Source organism: Nocardia sp. NBC_01377, assembly GCF_045040005.1.
Taxonomy (GTDB): domain Bacteria; phylum Actinomycetota; class Actinomycetes; order Mycobacteriales; family Mycobacteriaceae; genus Nocardia; species Nocardia noduli.
In genome coordinates, this window is record NZ_CP109566.1 from 7932850 (window position 1) to 7949825 (window position 16976).

Here is a 16976-nt window from a genome sequence, read left to right on the forward strand (position 1 = left end):
TCTCAGCGGGCGGAGCTGGCCTGTCCGCCCAGTGGGGGCAGCGGGGGCAGTACCTCGGCGTGTAACCAGGTGTCCCAGAGCGGGCGCAGCGGTAGCAGGCTGTAGTGGCCTGCCAGATCGGTGAACTCCTCGGTGGTGACCCAGCCGTGCCGGTAGCGGGCCGCCCATTCGCGCACGAGGTCGAAGAACGCCGCATCCCCGAGTTCCAGTCGTAGGGCGTGCAGGGTCAGCGCGCCGCGTTTGTACACGCGGTCGTCGAACATGCGGCGCGGGCCCGGATCGCCGACGATGATGTCCTGCGGCTGCCGGAAGAGGTTGTGGCGCGCGGCCCTGGCCTGCTGATCGGCCGACGCGCCGCCCGAGGCCTCCGACCACAGCCATTCGGCGTAGCAGGCGAAACCCTCGTGCAGCCAGATGTCACGCCAGCACCGGATCGTCAGGCTGTTGCCGAACCACTGGTGGGCGAGTTCATGCGCGACGAGTCGTTCCGAACCGCGACGGCCGTCGCAGTGGTTCGCGCCGAAAACCGAGATGCCCTGCGCCTCGATCGGAATCTCCAGTTCGTCGTCGGTGATCACCACCGTGTAGCCGCCGAACGGGTACGGCCCGAATTTCTCGATGAACAGGTCCATCATCGCGGGCTGTCTGGCGAAATCGTGTTCGAAGTTGGCGCGCAACCGCACCGGGGCCACGGCGTACATGGCGACCGGACTCTGCACCGAGCCGACCCGGAATTTCCGGTACGGGCCGATCTGGATGGTGGCCAGATAGCTCGCCATCGGTTCGGGCTGCTCGTAGACCCAGGTGGTCTGGCTGGCCTTGGTCTGTTTACCGACGAGTGATCCGTTGGCGAGCGCGTAGTACGGGGTGTCGGTGGTGATCGAAATGCGGTAGCTGGCTTTGGAACTGGGGTGGTCGTCGCACGGAAACCAGGACGCGGCGCCGTTGGGCTGACTGGCGACGAGCGAGCCCTCGGTCAGTTCCTCCCAGCCGACCTCGCCCCACGGTCCGCGCACCGGTTTCGGTGTGCCGCTGTACAGCACGATCAGGGAGAGCACACCGCCCGCCGGAATGCGCTGCTGCGGTGTGATCACCAGTTTGTTGTGCTGATGAGCGTATTTCGAGGCCTTGACGCCGTTGACGAGAACCTTTGTGACGGCGAGCGATTGCGACAGGTCCACGGCGAAACGCGGTCGGACCTCGGTGGTCACCGCGGTGATCTCGGCCCGTCCGGCCAGGCGGTTGCTCGCCACCCGGTAGCTCAGTTCGAGTTCGTACCTGGAGACCCGGTAACCGCGATTGCCGTTCTGGGGTAGGTATTCGTCGATCGGAACGTCGTAGAACTTGCTCGGCATCAGCGAGCCGCTTTCGCTCGGCCCGCTTCCGATTCGGCCTCGGTTTCCGGCACGCTCGCGATCGCGCCGGGCCAGGGCGAGATGGGATTGCCCCACCAGCGGGTCGACGGCGGCACCACATCGCCGCGCATGACCAGCGAGGCCGGTCCGATGGTCGCGCCCGCGCCGATCACCGCGGCCGGAAGCGCGACGCAGTGCGGGCCGAGAGTGGCTCCGGCGCCCAGGGTGACGGTGTCCATCGCCATGATCCGATCGTGGAAGAGATGGGTCTGCACCACACAGCCGCGCTCCACGGTCGCGCCGTCGCCGAGTGTCACCAGGTCCGCCTCCGGTAGCCAATAGGACTCGCACCATACCCCGCGTCCTATTTTCGCACCGAGTCCGCGAAGCCACAGGTTGAGTACGGGTGTACCCGTCGCGGCGCGCGCGAACCACGGTGCGGCGACGGTCTCCACGAAGGTGTCCGCGACCTCGTTACGCCACACGAACGAACTCCACAGCGGATGCTCCTCCGCGTGAATACGTCCGACCATCAACCATTTCGCGGCGACCGCGCTGCCGCAGGCGACCGCTCCCGCGGCCAGCAGCACCACACCGCTGAGCAGCGCGGCGGGCAGATGACCGAGCATTTGCGCCAGCCAGGCCAGGGTGAACAGCACGCCGAGGCCGATGGCGAAGGTCACCAGCACCGGGACGAGTCGGCAGGTCTCCACCACGGCCCGCGCGATCTGTAGGCGCAGCGGCGGATCGAAGGTGCGGTCGGAATCGCCGCCTTCGGAGTCGCGGCGCAGCCGGACCGGGGGACTGCCGAGCCAGGACGAACCGGCTTTGGCTTTGGACGGCGCGGCCGACAGGACGGCGACGAGTCCGTTCTTCGGCACCCGCCGTCCCGGGGCGGTCATCCCGGAATTGCCGAGGAACGCGCGTTTGCCGACCTTGGCCTCGCCGATGTGCAGCCATCCGCCGCCGAGTTCGTATCCGGCGATCATGGTGTCGTCGGCGAGGAAGGCACCGTCGGCGACGGTGGTGAATTTGGGCAGTAGCAGCACGGTCGACACTTCGACACCGCGGCCGATCTTGGCGCCGAGCAGGCGCAGCCACATCGGGGTCAGCAGACTCGCGTAGAGCGGGAAGAGGAAGGTCCGGGCCGAATCCAGCAGACGCTCGGTGGACCATGCCTGCCAGCCGGTCCGGCTGCGCACCGGGTGGTAACCCTCCCGCAGGCCGATACTGAACAGCCGCACCGCGACGATCGTCACCGCGGCGTAGACGGCCAGGCTCAGCAACGACGCGACGGGCAGGATGGCGAAGGCGCGGCCGAGACCTTCGGTCAGCGTCGTGGTGTCGCGGATCCACCAGGCGATGAACGCCCCGCCGGAGGCGAGTCCGATGATCGGGACGGCGGCGAGCACCATCGAGGTGATGCCGAAGATCAGCACCCAGTGCGCCGCGCGCGCCGGGGTCTCGTCGGGCCAGCGGTGCTGGGCCTTACCGACCTTCACCGCGGGCGAGCCACCCCACTCCTGATCGGCCTTGACCTTGCCGGATACAGCGGAGCCAGGCGCGATCTCCGCGTTCTTCCCGATCTTGGTGCCGGGCAGCAGAATCGAGCGCGAACCCACCACCGCGCCGGGGCCGACGGAGATCGGACCGATATGGACCAGGTCGCCGTCGATCCAGTAGCCCGACAGATCGACCTCGGGTTCGACACTGCACCCGTTGCCGAGTTCCAGCATTCCGGTGACCGGTGGCAGCGTGTGCAGGTCGACGCGTTTGCCGATCTTCGCGCCGAGCGCCCGGGCGAAGGGCACCATCCACGGTGCGCCGGACAGATTCTCGGCGCCACTGGCCTCCGACAGTCGCACCGCCGTCCACAGTCGCAGGTGCACGTGACCGCCGCGCGGGTAGCTGCCCGGTTTCACATCGTCGAGCAGGAGCCTGGCGCCGAGGGCACACAGTGCCATCCGGCCGGGCGGGGAGATGAAGAGCAGGAAGGCGATCAGCGCCCACCACCACGACAGGTGCGGCAGCCAGGGCAACGAACCCGACCACGCGGCGATATTGCCGACGATGGCGAGCCAGGTGAGCCACTGCAAACCGGTGAGGGTGGTCAGCGGAATGGTCGCGAGCACCTGGAACACCTGGGCGGGCAGCGGGGTGGGCCGGACGACGCGTTCTTCCGCGGCGACGACGGGTGCGCTGTCGTCGAGGAAATCGGCGAGCGCCCCGAGGCGCGGATGGTCGTAGAGTTCGGCCACGGTGATGTGCGGATAGCGTTCGCGCAGCGCGGCGACCAGTTGCGCGGCGGCCAGCGAGCCGCCGCCCACATCGAAGAAATCGATATCGGGGGTGGTGGCCTCCGCGCCGAGCAGCGCGTCCCACAGACCGGCGACCCACAGCGCGGTCTCGCTGAGTCCGGCTTCGGCCTCGATGTCCTTCTGTTTGGGCAGCGGCCACGGCAGCGCGTCGCGATCGACCTTGCCGGAGGTGCGCGTCGGCAGTTCGGCGACGACGGCCAGTCGCGGCACCAGCGGGGCCGGAAGCTGTTCGGCGAGACGCTCGCGCGCGGCTTTCAGGTCGTAGTCGCTATCCGGGCCGGTCAGGTAGCCGACCAGGATCTTGTTGCCCGCCTTGGTACTTCGGATCGCCGCCGCCGCACCGGTGACACCGGGCAGATGTTGCAACGCGTTATCGATCTCGCCGAGTTCGATACGGCGGCCGCCGATCTTGATCTGGTCGTCGGCGCGCCCGAGGAAGACCAGTCCGGCGCTGTCGTTACGGACCAGGTCACCGCTGCGGTAGGCGCGTTCCCAGCCCAGCGACGGCAGCGGAGCGTATTTCTCGGCGTCCTTGGCCGGGTCGAGATATCGGGCCAGGCCGACACCGCCGATGACCAGCTCGCCCGATTCGCCCTCGGCCACCGGATTGCCCGCCGGATCGACCACGGTGAGATCCCACCCGTGCAGCGGCAGGCCGATACGCACCGGCCAGGAGCCGTCGAGCAGTGCTGCGCAGGCGACGACGGTCGCCTCGGTGGGGCCGTAGGTATTCCACACCTCGCGCGCCGAATCCGCTTTCCCGGCAAGGCGTTCGGCGAGTTCCGGTGGCACGGCCTCGCCGCCGAAGATCAGCAGCCGGACCGGATCGAGCGCCTCGGCGGGCCAGGTCGCGGCCAGCGTCGGGACGGTGGAGACGATGCTGATCTCCCGGCGCACCAGCCACGGCCCGAGATCGGCGCCGGTGCGGACCAGCGCGCGCGGAGCCGGGACCAGGCACGCGCCGTGCCGCCAGGCCAGCCACATCTCCTCGCACGAGGCGTCGAAGGCGACCGACAGGCCCGCCAGCACGCGGTCGCCCGGGCCGATGGGGGCCTCGCGAAGGAAGAGCTCCGCCTCGGCGTCGACGAAGGCGGCGGCGTTGCGGTGCGTCACCGCGACGCCCTTCGGGGTGCCGGTGGAACCGGAGGTGAAGATGATCCAGGCGTCGTCGGAGGGATCGGGAAGTGCGGTGCGGACCTCCGTCGCGGTTCGTTCGGCTCCGGCCGGTTCTGCGTGTCCCGAGTCCGACGCGGTTGTGGATGGTTCGGACTTCGCGAATTCGGGTCCGGTCGGCTCGGTTGCGGCCAGTCCCGGCGGGGCCGATTCGGGCGTGCCCGGTTCCGGCCCAGCTGACGCTGCGGTGGCCGCCGCGCTCGTGGTCTGTTCGGGTGCGACTTCGGCCTGCCCGGCCGACGTATCCGCGGCGGGCTCCCGCTCGACCGACGTATCCGCGGCGGAGTCCTGCCCGACCGGCGTGTTCGCGGCGGGGACGGATTCGATGCCGTTCGCGGTGACGACGGCGGTCACCTTCGCTTCGCCGAAGACCAGGCGGGCTCGCTCGTCCGGGTCGTCCGCGTCGACGGGGACGTAGGCCGCCCCGGCGTGCAGGACGGCGAGGATGGTCACGTAGAGCTCGTGGGTGCCCGACGGCATGCGGACGCCGACGCGGTCGCCCGCGCTCACTCCCGCCGCGCCGAGACGCGCGACGAGGACGTCGATCTCGGCGAGGAGTTCGGCGTAGCCGAGGACTACCTCGCCGTCGTCGATGGCGGGCGCGTCGGGGTAATCGATCGCCGTGGCGGCGAGTATGTCGACCAGGGTGCGTGCGGGTGCGGCGAGGCTGCCGCGTGACAATGGATCGGGAATCGCCCCCGTGTCCTGGCCCTCGCTCGCCGTGGCGTCGACCTGCGGCTGCAGCATGACGTCCTGACCACCTCTCATCGACCTGCCTAGCTCTTCACCCTTGGTTGTTTCACAAGAGGGTTACCAGAGGGCAAACGCCACGGTGACCGAGTATCTACGGTACTCGGGGTATCGCCTGGTTCGTGCGCCCGGACACGGTGGTTCTCGCCGCGTCCCAGCGGGTCTACCGGGCGGAATGCCGGTTTCGGTCGCTCAGCGACGGGTCCTCACCGAGCGCTTTGAGGGCGAGGCGGTGCAGTGTGCGTTGCTCGTCGTCGTCGAGTCGACGTAGTACGCGCTTGGCGGCGGCCTCGATCATGTCGTCGGTGCGACGGCGTTCGGCCCGCCCGGCCTTGGTGACCGTCAGTCGGTATTTGCGCCGGTCAGCGGCGTCGCGGGTGCGAACGACCAGGCCGTCGCGTTCGAGTCCGTCGATCAATCGGACGACCTCGCTGCGGTCGATGCCGAGCGCGGTCGAGACCTGCTGTTGGGACAGTTCGGCGTATTCCTCCAGGTAGACCAGCACCCAATGCTCGCGCAACGACATGCCCATCTCCGCGTGCACGGCCTTGTGCAGCTTGCCGAGGGCATAGGTCGGGAACCGGAGCAGGCCGGGCGGATGCGACGGGTCGTCTGACATCCGGAAATTGTATCCATTGTTGATTCGACAAACTGTTGATAATCTCAACAATCTCAGTGATCTACAGATCTCGGATATCGATCGATAACGGAGGATCCATGTCGGATACTCGAACCGCCGCCGTCGCTCCCGTGCTCGAACCCATTCCCGCGAGCGTGTGGCGGGTCGCGGGCGTCGTCGTCTTCGGTGCGGTCATGAGCATGTTGGACACGTCACTGGTCAATATCGGGCTCGACACCATCGCCACGGATCTGGGCGCGACGCTCGACAGCGCGCAATGGATCGCCAGCGGATATCTGCTCGCGCTCGCGGTCACGCTTCCGCTGTGCGGGTGGCTCGGCCGCCGCGTCGCGATGGACCGGCTGTGGATGGGCGCGCTGATCGCGTTCACCGTGATGTCGGGGCTGTGCGCGCTCGCGCCGAGTATGGGCTGGCTCATCGCCCTGCGAATCGGTCAGGGGTTGGCGGCCGGTTTGCTGGTGCCCGCCGGTCAGGCGATGATCGGGCGGGTGGCCGGTCCGCATCGGCTCGGCAGGGTGATGAGCGTCGTCGGTATCGCGGTGGTCTCGGCTCCCGCGATCGGCCCGACCGTCGGCGGGTTGATGCTGGCGCATCTGGACTGGCAGTGGCTGTTCCTGATCAATATTCCGTTCGGCGTGGTGGCCTTCGTGCTGGCACGGCGCTCGCTGCCCCGTGTGCCGGCGTCGGACGTGACGGCGAGTTTCGATATCGCCGGATTCGCGCTGATCGCGCTCGGGCTCTCGGCGCTCGTCTACGGATTGAGCGAATTCGGCGGTCGCGGTGGACTTTCCGCGCCTACGGTGTGGGTTTCCCTGGTGGTGGGAGCGCTCGCGCTCGGCGGTTTCGTGCTGCGCGCGGTGCGTGCGCGGCAGGCGAGTCTCCTCGACATCACGATGTTCCGCAGTCCGGTTTTCGCGGCGGCCACCGTCGCCCACTTCTTCGGCGGGATGTCGCTGTTCGGGTCGATGCTGTTGCTGCCGTTGTATTTTCAGAATCTGCACGAGAAGGGGCTGGTGGCGACCGGTCTGTTGCTGCTGTCGTTCGGGATCGGCGGTGTCGTCATCCTACCGATCGGCGGTCGCCTCACCGATCGGTACGGCGGCGGTGCCGTCGCGGCGGTCGGCGGACTGGTACTCGTCGCGGTGTCGCTGCCCTTCGTATTCGGCGACGCCTCGATGAATCCCGTTGTCATCCAAGTGCTTCTACTGTTCCGAGGGATCGCGACCGGGCTGACCGGGGTGCCGATCGTCGCCTCGGCCTACGCCGCGGTGCGGGCCGAACAGCTGCCGGACGCGGCCTCGGTGGTGAACATCCTCCAGCGCATGGGCGGATCCATCGGCGCCGCTCTGCTCGCGGTGGTGCTGTACCGGGCGACGGTCGCGGGCAACGGCGTCGAGGTGGGTTTCCAGCGGGCGTTCCTGTGTCTCACGCTCGCCGCGGTCGTGTCCTTCGTCACCTCGTTGGTGTTGTGGCGCGAAGAGTCGTCGGAATGTCGCGGTTGACAGGGCGGTGATGCTTCTGCCAACCTCGATTCAGGTCATGAGTACCAGCGTCAAGCCCCGGCTAGCTGGTCGGCAACCCTCCTCCGCGGTGGGGTGCTCCGGGTGACGACCGGGCCGCGCCCGACCGGGCGCGGCAAGCGCGGACTCGAACGATCTCCTGATCGCGAGTCCCCTCGGCCGATGGGATTTTGTGATGACTTCTGTGGCGAACCAGACCTGTGCCCCGCTCGCGCGGGTGTCCGGCGACGATCTCCAGGTGCCGCTCGTCCAGGGCGGAACCACCACCTACGCGAATTTCGACTACGCGGCGAGCGCCCCCGCGCTGGCCCGGGTCACCGATCGGGTGCAGCAGTTGCTGCCGTACTACGCCAGTGTGCACCGGGGCGCGGGTTACGCTTCCCGGATCTCCACCGAATGCTACGAATCGGCGCGCGGATCGGTGAGCCGGTTCTTCGATGCCGAGGAAGACCAGGTCGTGGTCTTCACCCGCAACACCACCGATTCGCTCAACCTGCTGGCCGGATGCGTGCCGGGCGAGACCGTCGTGCTCGATACCGAACATCACGCCAACTTCCTGCCGTGGACCAGGAACGGACGTCGCGTGGTCCGGGCCGCCGACACCGTCGAGGAGACCATCGCGCTGCTCGTCGCCGAATTGTGTGCCAGGCCCGCCGCGTTGCTCGCCGTCACCGGAGCCTCGAACGTCACCGGTGAAGTGCTGCCGATCGAGCGGCTCGCCGAGGTGGCCCACCGATGTGGCGCGCGCATCCTGGTCGACGCGGCGCAGCTGGCCCCGCACCGTCGGATCAGTCTGCGCGACAGCGGAGTCGATTACCTGGCCTGCTCCGGTCACAAGCTCTACGCGCCGTTCGGCACGGGCGTTCTCGTCGGCCGTCGCGACTGGCTCGACGCCGCCGAGCCGTATCTCGCGGGCGGCGGCGCGGTGCGCGAGGTGGCTGTGGATTCGACGGAATGGGCTCCCGCACCGCAGCGTCACGAGGCGGGTTCGCCTAATGTGCTCGGCGCGGCGGCTATCGCCGCCGCCTGCGAGGCGCTGTGCGATGTCGACGCCGAAACCCTCGCCGATCACGAACATCGTCTCGCCGAGCGGCTGCGCGAGGGCCTGTCCGCGGTGCCCGGCGTAGAACTGCTGCGCCTGTGGTCCGACAGCCCCGATTCGGTCGGCATCGTCGCCTTCACCCTCGACGGTTACGAACCCGGCCACGTCGCCGCCTACCTCTCCGCCGAACACGGGATCGGCGTCCGCGACGGCCGCTTCTGCGCCCACCCGCTGCTCGCCCGCCTCGGTCTCGACGGCGCGTTGCGCGCCAGCGTCGGCCTCGGCACCAGCTCGGCGGATGTCGAGCGACTCATCGAGGCCGTCGCCACGCTCGTCGACAGGGGCACGGGCTGGGATTACGCCCGAACCGGCGCGCACTGGAACCCCACCCCCGAAACCCGCCCCTTCGCCGCCACCGACCCGATCGGCACCTCCCCCTGCGCCCTCGGCTGAACCCGCGCGCGGCGTGATCCGCTGCGAAACCTATCGGTCCAGCGAGGTGGGGCGGTGGTAGCGGCCCTGGTAGTACAGCAGCGGGGCCGCCGCGGGTGTCTCGTCGGTGTTGTCGTGCACGCGGGTGACCAGGCCGACGACGAAAGTGTGGTCACCGATGGGAATTCGGTGGTGGACGGTGGCGCGGACCCAGATGGGGGTGCCGTGCAGGACCGGCTCGCCGGTGTCGAGGGGCGTCCACAGGGAGCGGTCGGAGAAACGCTCGTCGGCGGTGCGGGAGAAACGCTGGGCGAGGTGGTGCTGGTGTTCGCCGAGGAAATGGATGACCACCGAATCCGCGCCGAGCATGGCGTCCAAGCTGGACGAGGTGTGGGCGATATTGAAGGAGACGAGCGGGGGCTCCAGCGAGAGCGAGGCGAACGAGGTCGCGGTGAAACCGATCGGGCCGCGCTCGGAATTCAGGGTGACCACCGTGACGCCCGCCGGGTAGTGGCGCATCGAGGCCCGATACTGCTCGGCGGTGATGCCGCTCAGATCGTCGGGTATCTGGATTCCGGCGCCCGGCGGTGGTACTTCGGTCACATGTCGAAGTTACGCCCGCGCGACCGATCGCGGACGTCCGCGCGGGCTTCGGCCACTGTTCGATATGTCACGGGAGTGCCCGACGAGCACGCGCCGGATCAGTCGACGTCGATCGGCAGGCCCGCGGTGATCCGCACGAGTTCACGGAACGATGTGCGGAACAACGTGTTCGGATGACCGCCCGCGGCCCACACTTCCCGGTGACCGGACAGCGCGTTGTCGACCCAGGTGGGCAGGTTGGTGGGATGACCGACCGGGGCGACGCCGCCGATCGGCTGCCCGGTGACCTCGCGCACCATCTCGGCCGGGGCCGTGGTCAGCGTGCCTTCCAGGCGCTGCCCGGTGTGCTGGAGGTCGACCTGGTGCGCACCGGATACCAGGAGCAACACCGGATCGTCGTCCAGCAGGAAGACCAGGGATTTGGTGATCGCGCCCACATCGACACCGAGCGAGCGCGCCGCCTCGGCGGCCGTGGCCGCCGGTTCGGGTCTGCTGACGATGACACCGTGATGTCCGCGCGCGATCAGCGTGTCCGAGACCCGGCATGCGACCGGGGGTAACGACGACCTGCGCATGGCACCAGGGTAAGGCGATTGCGGAGGGTACGCCGGGCGAAGTGGCCAGGTCGGTGTCGGTTCAGTACTCGGGATAGCCTTCCTCCGGCCCCAGCATGCGTTCGATCCGGTCCCTGGTGACCTTCGTCAGTTCGGTGACCGTATGTGCGCCGAGGTGTTCGTGGCCGACCGCGGCGAGCGCGCGATCCAGATCGGCTTGCGAGAGCTGGAGTAGCTCGAGATCGGCCGCGTTCAGTAGTGCGTCGTGATCCGCGAAGGGGCGCGCGGCCACTATCAGGGTCGCCCAGGTGACATTGCCGCAGCAGGTGTACATGGCGTGCACGGCACGCGTGCGCGGCAGGGAATTGAAGCGGTCCAAGCCGATTCCTCGGTGCATCAGCATTGTGATCTCCGAACCGAATTGAGAGGTTTGCCGACTCGTTCATGATGCGGGGCGAAACTGCGGAGGAACCACCGGTGCACATCGATTTAGCACAGCATTTACCGGGCGCGACCGCTTCCGCCTGCGAAAACCGGAACGCGGTGGTCGGCGGGGCTGTCGATGACGATATCCGGGGATCAGCGGACGCAGGTGCCCGCGTTGTCGATACGCTGTACAAATGACTGATTGGCAGGCGTTCAGCGTCGAAACCAAGGACCACGTCGCGCAGGTGACCCTGATCGGTCCAGGCAAGGGCAATGCGATGGGCCCCGACTTCTGGCGCGAGCTGCCCTTGGTCTTCGGCGAGCTCGACGCCGATCCCGAGGTGCGCGCCATCGTGCTGACCGGTTCGGGCAGGCATTTCTCCTACGGACTGGATCTGCCCGCGATGGCGGGGACCTTCGGCGCGTTGCTCGCCGATCGCGCGTTCGCCGGGCCGCGCACGGACTTCCTGGTCGAGCTGCGCAAGATGCAGGGCGCGGTGACGGCGGTGGCCGATTGCCGCAAGCCGGTGATCGCCGCGGTCTCCGGCTGGTGCATCGGCGGCGGGCTCGACCTGATCGCGGCGGCCGATATCCGGTTGGCCAGCGCGGAGGCCAAGTTCAGCCTGCGTGAGGCGAAGGTGGCGATCGTCGCCGATATCGGGTCGCTGCACCGGCTGCCCGGCATCATCGGCGAGGGGCATCTGCGCGAACTGACCTACACCGGCAGGGATATCGACGCCGCGCGCGCCGAGAAGATCGGCCTGGTCAACGACGTGTACGCCGATCAGGACGCCGTACTCGACGCCGCGCACGCGCTGGCGCGCGATATCGCGGCCAATCCGCCGCTGGTGGTGCAGGGCGCGAAGGATGTCCTGGAACAGCGCACCAAGGATGGGGTGGCGGCCGGGTTGCGCTATGTCTCGGCGTGGAATTCGGCCTTCCTGCCCTCGGAGGATCTGACCGAGGCGATCCAGGCGGTCTTCGAGAAGCGGGATCCGCAGTTCAAGGGCCGTTGAACCAACCTGAGGTTTGCTCTCTTCGTTCGCACGCCTACATACTTGCGTCAAGCAACTAATTGTTACGCAAGTAAAGGTGGACGTGGACGACGAGGCGATCGACACGATCGCGGTGCAGCTCACCCGGTTACAGCGCGTAAGGGAACGCACCGCGGCCCAGATCCGCACCGAGGACGGAGTCGATCCGGCCGTGTTCGTCGTGCTGTTCCGATTGCTCCAGGACGGGCCGATGCGCTCCGGCGCTCTGGCCGCCGCGGTCTACAGCGACGCGTCGACGGTGAGCCGCCAGGTGGCCCACCTCGTCGACCGGGGACTGGTGTTGCGCATGGCCGATCCTACCGACGGCCGCGCCTCGGTGCTCGTGGTGACCGAACGCGGTCGCTCGGTCTGCGAGCGGATCCGCCGCCGTCGCCACGAGAACCTCACCCGGGTGACGGAGTCCTGGATTCCCGCCGACCGGGCCACCTTCGCCGAACTGCTGCGTCGGTTCGTCGACGATTTCGATCGCGCGCGGCCCGGAATGGTTGCCGCTCTCCGCGAATCCCACGCCACCATCACAGGGACGGAGAACAGTTCGTGACCGCACCCGCAGTGACGGAATCCCCCGCGGGTTTCACGCACAAGCAGATCCTGACCATCCTCAGCGGCCTCATGCTCGGCATGCTGCTCGCCGCGCTGGATCAGACCATCGTCTCGACCGCGATCCGCACCATCGCCGACGATCTGCACGGGTATTCGATGCAGGCATGGGCGACCACGGCCTACCTGATCACCGCCACGCTGGCGACGCCGCTCTACGGCAAACTCTCCGACATGTACGGCCGCAAGCCGTTCTTCATGATCGGTATCGCGATCTTCGTCTTCGGTTCGCTGCTGTGCACGCTGGCGCAGACGCTGTACCAGCTGGCCATCTTCCGCGCCGTGCAGGGTCTCGGCGCGGGCGGCTTGATGTCGCTGGCGCTCGCCATCCTCGGCGATATCGTCAGCCCGCGTGAACGCGCCAGGTACCAGGGCTATTTCGTGGCGGTCTTCGGTACGTCGAGCGTCATCGGTCCGGTGGCGGGCGGCGTGCTCGCGGGCACGGGTTCGATACTCGGGGTGAGCGGTTGGCGCTGGGTCTTCCTGGTGAACGTTCCGCTCGGGCTGATCGCGCTGTTCGTGGTCTCGCGGGTTCTGAGACTGCCGAGGAAACCGCACAGCACCGATCGCGTCGACTGGTGGGGCGTGCTCGTACTCGCCATCGGATTGGTGCCGCTGCTCATCGTGGCCGAGCAGGGACACCAATGGGGTTGGGGCAGTCCGGGTGCGGTGATCTGCTACGTGGTCGGCGCTCTCGGCATCATCGGCTTCGTCATGGTGGAGCGGGGCCTGAAGGACGCGGCGTTGATCCCGCTGCGGATCTTCTCCAACAGCACCTTCTCGCTCGGCGTGATCATCTCGTTCGTCACCGGCGCGGCAATGTTCGGCGGAATCGCGCTGCTCCCGCAGTACCTCCAGGTGGTGCGTGGCGCGAGTCCGACCATGGCGGGCTTGCAGATGCTGCCGATGGTGCTCGGCATGATGACCGGTTCGATCATCTCCGGACAGCTCATCTCGCGCACCGGCCGCTACAAGCGTTTCCCGCTGATCGGCGTCATCACGCTGACCATCGGCATGTTGCTGCTGCACTTCCTCGACGCCGACAGCCCGCTGTGGGTGGTGATGGCCTTCATGGCCATCAGCGGTTTCGGCCTCGGCAATCTGATGCAGCCGCTGACCCTGGCGTTGCAGAACGCGTTGCCCGCCAAGGACATGGGCGTCTCCACCGCCGCGGCCACCTTCTTCCGGCAGATCGGCGGCACCTTCGGCGTCGCGATCTTCCTGTCGGTGCTGTTCGCCAGGATGACCCCGAACATCTCCGGCGAACTCCAGTCGGCCTCGGCCGATCCGCAGTTCCGCGCGGCCGTCGTCGCGGGGGCGCAGAGCACCAACCCGGCCGACGTCGCGTTGGCCAAGGGATTGCTCGCCCAGGACACCTCGGCGGCGGGCGAGGTGCTCAAGGACAGTTCGATCATCCAGCAGCTGAGTCCGGAACTGGCGAGGCCGTTCCAGGTCGGTTTCGCGAATTCGATGTCGACGGTATTCCTCGTCGCGGTCGCCGCGTCCCTGATCGGCCTGATTCTCGTGCTGTTCTGGAAAGAACTCCCGCTGCGGCTCCTGGGTGGCATCCAGGCCGCCGACGGTGAGGCCGCCGCGAAATCCCTCGTCGACGCCGAGATGGCACTCGTGGAGCGGACGGGCCTGCCGCTCGCGGGCGGTGAATCGGTGCAGCCGCTGGTAAACGAGCCGCCGGGGGAGTCGGCCGGTCTTGCCGTCGAGCGCGGCGGCACGACGTCGGGCGCGACCAACGGCGTTTCGAAGAAAGTCGACGAGGTGGATCGGGAGAACGCCTGAGTTCGTCGAAAAGCGATCCGGGTGGGTCGTTCCGTGTCACCGGGAGCCGGTGCGCGGGACGGCCCACTCCGTCGTTTCACGGGCGCTCGGGTGGGGATCGGACCTCACCAAGGGTGGGGAAGGTGAGTCGCCCGAGGGAGGGCTCGATGAACCCCTAGGGGTGGCTGTTGCGACGGCTTTGCGGACCTAACGTGAATCCCGTCGGAAAAACCTCAACAGGGAGCAAACACATGCGCATCAAATCCTTCATCGCCGCCGGCCTGCTGGCTGTCGCTACCGTCGCCGGGGTGTCGACGGCAGCGTCCGCCTCCGCCGCGCCGCAGTACGCCGCCGTGGACACCGGGTACTACTACGGCACCTACGCCACCCTGGCCGCGTGCAGCGCCGACGGCGCCTCGCCGAGCACCGGTGGCTACTACTGGGAGTGTGTCGAGACCTGGAGCGGGTACGACCTCTACATCTACTACTGATAGCCAGAGGAGGGACGTCCGGAATACCGGGTGGCTCTTTTCGACCGAGTACAACGAAAGCGGGAAGCCCGACCGGGCTTCCCGCTTCGTTGTCGTCACCGCCCGTTACTAGTGGGCGCCGTTCTCCTGCAACCGCTTGAAGGACGCCTCGATCTCGACCTCGGCCTCCGCGCGCCCGACCCACTCCGAGCCCTTCACGAATTTGCCGGGCTCCAGATCCTTGTAGCGCTCGAAGAAATGCTTGATCTCGGCCAATTCGAACTCGGGCACGTCGGCCAGATCCTGGATATGGTTCCAGCGGGGGTCGCCCGCGGGCACGCACAGCACCTTGGCGTCGCCGCCCGCCTCGTCCTCCATCTTGTACATGGCGACGGGCCTGGCCTCGACGATCACGCCGGGAAACACCGATGTGGGCAGCAGGACCAGCGCGTCCAGCGGGTCACCGTCCTCACCCAGGGTGTTCTCGATGAAGCCGTAGTCGGCCGGGTAGACCATCGACGTGTAGAGGAAGCGATCGAGACGAACCCGGCCGGTTTCGTGATCGACTTCGTACTTGTTGCGGGAACCCTTGGGGATCTCGATGGTGACGTCGAACTCCACGCCATCTCCTTCTATGGTGCATTCGTTGGCTCGGCGGGCACGAATGCCGACTCGCCATGCTGTTCAGGGGAACGGTAGCGGTACGAGGATAGTGTGACCGGTGGGGCCGATACTTTGAAGGGCACGGGTGCGCCACGGCGGCGCGCGGCGGCGGAGTCAGGGAGACGGCGGGCCAGTGGGTGGTAGTCAACGCAATATCGGTGGATTGGCCGCCAGACGGCGGCGCAGGATCTGGATCGGACTCGGTCTCACCCTGATCGTCGTGCTCGGGCTCGCCGCCGCCGGGCTGATCGTCGTGAAGCCGTGGACCCCCGAATTCCGCCACGGCGGGCTGACCGTCGCCGCACCGCCCGCCCCGGTCACCGCGTCCCCGCAGGTCGTCCCGGCTCCCGCGACGGCTCCCGCGCCGAGTCAGGCCGCGCTGGCCGCCGCGCTGGCCCCGGTGATCGGCAATCCCGATCTCGGCGCGTTCACCGGAATCGTCACCGACGCCGACACCGGCGCGACCGTGTGGAGTTCGGATCCTGGCAGGCCGATGATTCCGTCGTCGACCGCCAAGATCCTGACCACGGCCGCCGCCCTGCTGGTGCTGCCGCCCGATCAGCGGGTGGTCACCAAGGTCGTCGCCGGATCGGCTCCGAACGAACTCGTGCTGGTCGGCGGCGGCGATCCGACGATCACCGCCCAGCCGGACGGCAAGGGCTACTACCCGAACAGCGCGCGGCTGTCGGATCTGGTCGACCGGATCCGGGCCTCCGGACGCCCTGTCGACACGATCGTCGTCGACACCTCGGCGTTCACCGGGCCGACCATGGCGCAGGGCTGGGATCCGGTCGACATCCCAGACGGGTCCATCGCGCCCATCGAGTCGGTGATGATCGACGGCGGCCGCGTCGATCCGCTGGTCGAGTATTCGCCGCGCACCACCGACCCCGCCCTGGACGCGGGGCGCAGACTCGCCACCGAACTCGGACTCGATCCCGGACGGGTCCGGCTCGGATCGGCCGCGCCGGGAGCCGCCGAAGTGGCGAGTGTGCGTTCGGCGCCGCTGCGCGACCGGCTGCGGGACATGATGGTCCACTCCGACAACGTCCTGGCCGAGACCATCGGCAGGGAGATCGCGGTCGCCACCGGCAACGCCCCTTCGTTCGCGGGGGCGGTCACCGCCATCGGCGCGACACTGGACAAGGCCGGTTTCGATCGCGCGGGCGCGGTCATGCACGACAGCAGCGGTTTGTCGGTCGACGATCGGCTGCCCGCGCACCTGCTCGACACGGTGCTCGCCACCGCGGCCAGGGCCGAAGGCGAGAACGTCACCGCGCCGGGCACGGTCGCGAAGCCAGAGATCGACACCCTGGCGGCGACACTGGCCCCGGTACTGGACGACCTGCCCGTGGCGGGCGCCACCGGTTCGCTGACCAGCCGCTATGTCGACCGGAACCGGGAAGGCGCCGGATGGGTCCGGGCCAAGACCGGAACTCTGTCCGTGGCCAGCGCGTTGGTCGGATATGTGCTCGACCGTGACGGTCGGGTGCTGACCTTCGCGCTGATGTCCAACGATCGGCCCCCCGAGGTGAGCAGGCCAGCCTTGGACGCCATCGCCGGGACGCTGCGCAACTGCGGATGCTCGTGACGGGTGGTTGA

General features: G+C 68.1%; 14 protein-coding genes and 1 riboswitch. Of the genes, 7 read left to right on the forward strand and 7 right to left on the reverse strand.

Annotated elements, in window-relative coordinates; translation table 11 throughout:
* Positions 1 to 2: 2 nt before the first annotated feature.
* From OG225_RS36480 to OG225_RS36490, 3 genes are all read right to left on the reverse strand, one after another.
* Entirely contained in the window at positions 3 to 1355 is a 1353-nt protein-coding gene (locus OG225_RS36480; protein WP_405179266.1) for a M1 family metallopeptidase, read from the reverse strand.
* On the reverse strand, positions 1355 to 5593 hold the full coding sequence (locus OG225_RS36485; protein WP_405179267.1) for a Pls/PosA family non-ribosomal peptide synthetase: 4239 nt from the start codon (positions 5591 to 5593) through the stop codon (positions 1355 to 1357). Before OG225_RS36485 ends, OG225_RS36480 begins: the two co-directional genes overlap by 1 nt.
* A 166-nt stretch (positions 5594 to 5759) precedes the next feature.
* A complete protein-coding gene (locus OG225_RS36490; protein WP_405179268.1) occupies positions 5760 to 6215 on the reverse strand; it encodes a MarR family winged helix-turn-helix transcriptional regulator in 456 nt (151 codons plus the stop codon).
* Between the two features lie 98 nt (positions 6216 to 6313).
* Between OG225_RS36490 and OG225_RS36495 the strand changes: the two genes are divergently transcribed.
* Together OG225_RS36495 and OG225_RS36500 are read left to right on the forward strand one after the other, a co-directional pair.
* A complete protein-coding gene (locus OG225_RS36495) occupies positions 6314 to 7738 on the forward strand; it encodes a DHA2 family efflux MFS transporter permease subunit (RefSeq protein ID WP_405179269.1) in 1425 nt (474 codons plus the stop codon).
* A 33-nt stretch (positions 7739 to 7771) separates the two neighbouring features.
* Positions 7772 to 7884, forward strand: a riboswitch (SAM riboswitch).
* 47 nt (positions 7885 to 7931) lie between these two features.
* Complete coding sequence (locus OG225_RS36500) at positions 7932 to 9251, forward strand: aminotransferase class V-fold PLP-dependent enzyme (protein WP_405179270.1); 1320 nt, start codon at positions 7932 to 7934, stop codon at positions 9249 to 9251.
* 30 nt (positions 9252 to 9281) lie between these two features.
* Here OG225_RS36500 and OG225_RS36505 read toward each other — a convergent pair whose 3' ends face one another.
* The 3 genes from OG225_RS36505 to OG225_RS36515 form a co-directional block, all read right to left on the reverse strand.
* Positions 9282 to 9749: a flavin reductase family protein gene (locus OG225_RS36505; protein WP_405183487.1), complete on the reverse strand. Its 468-nt coding sequence runs from the start codon at positions 9747 to 9749 to the stop codon at positions 9282 to 9284.
* Positions 9750 to 9931: 182 nt separating this feature from the next.
* Positions 9932 to 10408 (reverse strand): YbaK/EbsC family protein, encoded by a 477-nt coding sequence (locus tag OG225_RS36510; RefSeq protein WP_405179271.1) that lies wholly within the window; start codon positions 10406 to 10408, stop codon positions 9932 to 9934.
* Between the two features lie 61 nt (positions 10409 to 10469).
* Positions 10470 to 10790 carry a 2-oxo-4-hydroxy-4-carboxy-5-ureidoimidazoline decarboxylase gene (locus tag OG225_RS36515; RefSeq protein ID WP_405179272.1) on the reverse strand — a complete coding sequence of 107 codons (321 nt, stop codon included), beginning with the start codon at positions 10788 to 10790 and terminating at the stop codon, positions 10470 to 10472.
* A gap of 217 nt (positions 10791 to 11007) precedes the next feature.
* Here OG225_RS36515 and OG225_RS36520 point away from each other — a divergent pair, with 217 nt between their 5' ends.
* The 4 genes from OG225_RS36520 (at position 11008) to OG225_RS36535 (ending at position 14732) form a co-directional block, all read left to right on the forward strand.
* Entirely contained in the window at positions 11008 to 11829 is an 822-nt protein-coding gene (locus tag OG225_RS36520; RefSeq protein WP_405179273.1) for a crotonase/enoyl-CoA hydratase family protein, read from the forward strand.
* 76 nt (positions 11830 to 11905) lie between these two features.
* The gene (locus OG225_RS36525; protein ID WP_405179274.1) at positions 11906 to 12409 is read left to right on the forward strand and encodes a MarR family winged helix-turn-helix transcriptional regulator; all 504 of its coding nucleotides are present in this window, start codon (positions 11906 to 11908) and stop codon (positions 12407 to 12409) included.
* Entirely contained in the window at positions 12406 to 14262 is a 1857-nt protein-coding gene (locus OG225_RS36530; RefSeq protein WP_405179275.1) for an MDR family MFS transporter, read from the forward strand. Before OG225_RS36525 ends, OG225_RS36530 begins: the two co-directional genes overlap by 4 nt.
* Positions 14263 to 14492: 230 nt before the next feature.
* Positions 14493 to 14732 (forward strand): hypothetical protein, encoded by a 240-nt coding sequence (locus OG225_RS36535; RefSeq protein ID WP_216913424.1) that lies wholly within the window; start codon positions 14493 to 14495, stop codon positions 14730 to 14732.
* A 108-nt stretch (positions 14733 to 14840) separates the two neighbouring features.
* Here OG225_RS36535 and OG225_RS36540 read toward each other — a convergent pair whose 3' ends face one another.
* Complete coding sequence (locus OG225_RS36540) at positions 14841 to 15332, reverse strand: inorganic diphosphatase (RefSeq protein WP_109525065.1); 492 nt, start codon at positions 15330 to 15332, stop codon at positions 14841 to 14843.
* 196 nt (positions 15333 to 15528) lie between these two features.
* Between OG225_RS36540 and dacB the strand changes: the two genes are divergently transcribed.
* A complete protein-coding gene (dacB, locus tag OG225_RS36545) occupies positions 15529 to 16965 on the forward strand; it encodes a D-alanyl-D-alanine carboxypeptidase/D-alanyl-D-alanine-endopeptidase (RefSeq protein WP_405183488.1) in 1437 nt (478 codons plus the stop codon).
* Positions 16966 to 16976 lie beyond the last annotated feature (11 nt).